Below are 4,256 nucleotides of genomic sequence, written 5' to 3'. Positions count from 1 at the left end.
AGGGGGCGTTTGCGGGAGGGGGCGGAATCCTACGCCAAGCTCGCCCAGATAGCCGGCGCGAGATCTTACTTGTTGCTGCCTTCTACGGTCGCGCCAGAAAGGCGACGGCTCAGTTCTATCCGGCGATGGCTACGCATTTTGAAGGTGTCTGGCCCAACGCGCCGATACTCAATGAAGCCGAGAGAACGCCAAAATCGCTCTGCCGCTTCATTCGCTTCCAGCACGGCCAACCGAATCTCTGTGGCACCTCTCGCAGCGGCCCAGCTTTCGACCGTCGAGTAAATTGAGCGTCCGACGCCACGACCACGCTGTGCGGCATCTACGATCATGAAGCCGAGATACCATGTGCCATCACGCGGATAATCGCGGAGGATGGCCGCGATTGCATATAGGCCGCCAGGCCCCTTCCATCCCAGGACAGCTTGATTGTGGGCGCTCTTTTCGGGCGGCACATCGGAGAAAAGCTCGCGAGCATCGTCCAGCGTGGGCGCGGCCCCGTCCTGCAACAGGAAATAGTCGCTGCAACGGTTGTACAGGTCTGCAACGTCTGCGGCGTCCGCTTGGGTAAGTTTGATCGGGGCTCCCGTCATCATCATCGCGTTTTGGCAGCAAGCACGCGCTGACCGTAATCCCGGAGTTCCCCGTTGGGACCGACATAGCGGTAGAGAGTGACGCGCTCGATCCCGAGTTCCTTGCAGAGGTCGGAAACGGACGTGTCGCGTTGGGCCATAGCAGCCTGAGCGAGCCGCACCTGGGCCTTGGAGAGGGCGAACTTGCGGCCACCCTTGCGTCCCCGCGCGCGGGCAGCGGCCAGGCCAGCCATGGTGCGCTCGCGGATCATATCCCGCTCAAACTCCGCCAGTGTGGCAAAAATGCCGAACACCATCCGGCCCGATGGCGTCGTGGTGTCGATCTGCGCGCCCTTGCCGGTGAGCACCCGCAGACCGATACCGCGATCCGACAGATTCTGCACCGTGCTGACCAGGTGGGTGAGCGTTCGGCCGAGCCGGTCGAGCTTCCAAACGATGAGGACATCGCCGTCGCGCAACGATTTCAGGCAGGCGGCAAGACCGGGGCGATCATCACGGCTACCGGATGCACGATCATCATAGATATTGCCTGGCTCGACACCGGCAGCGCGAAGGGCATCGTGCTGCAGGTCGAGCGACTGCGAGCCGTCGGCTTTGGACACGCGGGCGTAGCCGATCAGCATGGATCACAAACGAAGGTTTGAGGCGGTGACGAACATGAGCACATAAGATTGGGCTATTGTGTATCTTAACCAGCATCTCAATCAAGCTATCTCAAACCGTAGCTCGGAAAGAATAAGGAGCATGTATGCCGCGTCGCGTGACCCTGACCGATCGACAGCGCGAGGCGCTGCTTCACTTGCCGGTCGATCAAGGTGAGCTGCTGCGGCACTATACCCTCAGCGATGAGGATCTCGGGCATATCCGCCAGCGCCGGCGCGCCCACAATCGTTTTGGCTTCGCGCTGCAACTGTGCGTCCTGCGCTACCCGGGCCGGGTGCTCGCTCCTGGCGAGTTGATCCCGGCGCAGGTATCGGATTTCGTCGCGGCCCAGCTCGGCCTGACCAGCGACGATCTACTCCTCTATGCCGCGCGCGAGGAGACCCGGCACGAGCATCTGGCGGACCTTCGCCGAATCTACGGCTATCGCTCCTTTTCGGGGCGGGGCGCACGGGATTTGCGCGAATGGATCGCTCGGGAAGCCGAGGCGGCGACATCGAATGAGGATCTTGCCCGTCGCTTCGTTGCGGAGTGTCGCCGCACCCGCACGATCCTTCCCGGCTCCTCGACGATCGAGCGCCTTTGCGCCGATGCGCTGGTTGAGGCCGAGCGCCGGATCGAGGATCTTATCGCCCATCGCATCACGCCAACCCTGAGCGAGAATTTGGCTCACCTGTTGGAGGATACGGTGGATGGTCGCGTCACGCGCTTCGTATGGCTGCGACAGTTCGAGGTTGGCGCAAATTCAGCAGCCGCTAACCGGCTGATGGATCGACTGGAATATCTTCAAAGGTTCGATCTTCCGGCGGATTTGCTGGACGGCGTGCCGGCGCATCGTGTGACCCGGCTTCGCCGGCAGGGCGAGCGCTATTACGCCGACGGCATGCGTGATCTGCCCGAAGACAGGCGGCTTGCGATCCTCGCTGTCTGCACCCTGGAATGGCGGTCATCGCTGGCCGATGTCATCGTGGAGACCCACGATCGCATCGTAGGCCGTCTCTATCGGGCCTCCGAACGCCTTTGCAACACCAGGATCGCCGACGCAAAGGCGGCCGTTCGGGACACGCTGAAGTCCTTTGCCGATCGGTGGTGCTTTGCTTGGAGCGCAGGACGATGGCACGGCCCTGGACGGGATAATCGCCACCGGGCCTGGCTGGGAACGGTTCAGAACCCTTGTCGCCACGGCCTCCGCGCTGACCAACGTGCTCGCGGCCGACCCGCTCAGCCGTGTGCTGGACGGCTATCACCGTTTCCGCCTCTACGCGCCCAGGATGCTGCGCCTGCTCGACATGCAGGCGGCGCCGATCGCCACGCCTCTTCTGGCGGCCGTTGCGATGCTGCGTAACGGGATCAAGGTCGATCCGCCGGTGGATTTTCTACGTCCCAACTCGAAATGGCATCGTCATCTTCGCGCTGAGCCCAGCGGCGACCACCGGCTTTGGGAAATCGCGGTGCTGTTCCACATCCGCGACGCCTTCCGGTCCGGTGACATATGGTTGGCGGGATCGCGCCGCTATGGCGACCTCAAGCAGCTTCTGGTCCCGCCACAGGCGATAGAGCAGACCGCGCGGCTCGCCGTGCCGCTGCGACCCGGCGAATGGCTGGCCGAGCGCAGGGCTCGACTGGATACACGGCTGAAGGAGTTTGGCCGCGCGGCGCGAACCGGCACGATCCCAGGCGGCATCATCGAGAACGGCAAGCTGCACATCGACAAGCTGAGGGCCGACACGCCCGAAGGGGCCGAGGATCTCGTGCTCGATCTCTATCAACAGCTCCCGCCCGCGAGGATCACCGATCTGTTGCTGGAAGTCGATGAGCGAACCGGATTTTCCGAGGCGTTCACGCATCTGCGCACCGGCGCGCCCTGCAGCGACCGGATCGGCCTGATGAACGTGTTGCTGGCGGAAGGCGTCAATCTCGGTTTGCGCAAGATGGCGGCGGCGACCAACACGCACAGCTTCTGGGAATTGCTGCGGATCGCGCGCTGGCATGTCGAAGGCAGCGCCTATGATCGGGCGCTCGCCATGATCGTGGAGGCCCACGCCGCCCTGCCCATGGCCGCCTTCTGGGGACAAGGGCAATCGGCATCCAGCGACGGGCAGTTCTTCCTTGCTACCGAGCAGGGCGAGGCGATGAATCTGATCAACGCGAAATATGGCAACGTCCCGGGCCTCAAGGGATACAGCCATGTGTCCGATCAATATGCGCCGTTCGCAACCCAGGTGATCCCGGCAACGGTCAGCGAGGCTCCCTATATCCTGGACGGGCTGCTCATGAATGACGCGGGCCGCCGCGTTCGCCAGCATTTTGCCGACACGGGCGGCTTCACCGATCATGTGTTCGCCGCCTGCGCCTTGCTCGGCTACAGGTTCGCCCCCCGTATCCGCGATCTCCCTCAGAAAAGACTCTATGCCTTCACGCCCAACGCGACGCCGGCCAATGTGCGAGCGCTGGTCGGAGGTAAGATCAATGAACCGCTCATCGAGCGCAACTGGCCCGACATCCTGCGCATCATGGCGACGATCGCAGCGGGGATCGTCGCCCCCAGCCAGATTCTTCGCAAGCTCGCCTCTTACCCGCGCCAGAATGAGCTGGCCCTCGCATTGCGAGAGGTGGGCCGCATCGAGCGAACCCTGTTCATGATCGACTGGATTCTTGATGCCGGCCTCCAGCGCCAGGCTCAGATCGGCCTCAACAAGGGTGAGGCCCACCACGCCCTAAAGCGCGCCATCAGCTTCCACCGCCGAGGTGAAATCCGGGATCGATCCGGCGAAGGCCAGCACTATCGCATCGCCGGAATGAACCTGCTCGCCGCCATCATCATATTCTGGAACACCATGAAGCTCGGCGAGGTCGTCAATACCCGGGCCGCCAGCGGTACCCATATCGCGCCTGATCTACTCGCCCACGTCTCGCCGTTGGGATGGGAACACATCAATCTAACCGGGGAATATCGCTGGCCCAAATCCTTAGCGTAGGATTCCGCCCCCTCCCGCAAACGCCCCC

2 protein-coding genes and 1 pseudogene are annotated in these 4,256 nt (G+C 63.0%); 1 reads left to right on the top strand and 2 read right to left on the bottom strand.

The window, feature by feature from the left end:
* Nucleotides 1-65 precede the first annotated feature (65 nt).
* Both F4U95_RS24395 and F4U95_RS24390 read right to left on the bottom strand, forming a co-directional pair.
* The gene (locus F4U95_RS24395; RefSeq protein ID WP_007686150.1) at nt 66-596 is read right to left on the bottom strand and encodes a GNAT family N-acetyltransferase; all 531 of its coding nucleotides are present in this window, start codon (nt 594-596) and stop codon (nt 66-68) included.
* Nucleotides 593-1,213 carry a recombinase family protein gene (locus tag F4U95_RS24390; RefSeq protein WP_008832583.1) on the bottom strand — a complete coding sequence of 207 codons (621 nt, stop codon included), beginning with the start codon at nt 1,211-1,213 and terminating at the stop codon, nt 593-595. The genes F4U95_RS24395 and F4U95_RS24390 overlap by 4 nt, the downstream gene beginning before the upstream one ends.
* Nucleotides 1,214-1,338: 125 nt before the next feature.
* Between F4U95_RS24390 and F4U95_RS24385 the strand changes: the two are divergent.
* Nucleotides 1,339-4,228: pseudogene (locus F4U95_RS24385) on the top strand (Tn3 family transposase).
* Nucleotides 4,229-4,256 lie beyond the last annotated feature (28 nt).

The sequence above is a fragment of the Sphingobium limneticum genome (assembly GCF_008710165.1).
GTDB lineage: Bacteria > Pseudomonadota > Alphaproteobacteria > Sphingomonadales > Sphingomonadaceae > Sphingobium > Sphingobium limneticum.
The sequence above is the reverse complement of the archived record's forward strand: the minus strand, read 5'-3'. Positions and strand labels throughout refer to the sequence as shown.

What these genes read in the sequence shown, in the direction of transcription:
- F4U95_RS24395 (WP_007686150.1), bottom strand. Translation starts at nt 596, where the DNA reads ATGATGATGACGGGAGCCCCGATCAAACTTACCCAAGCGGACGCCGCA.
- F4U95_RS24390 (WP_008832583.1), bottom strand. Translation starts at nt 1,213, where the DNA reads ATGCTGATCGGCTACGCCCGCGTGTCCAAAGCCGACGGCTCGCAGTCG.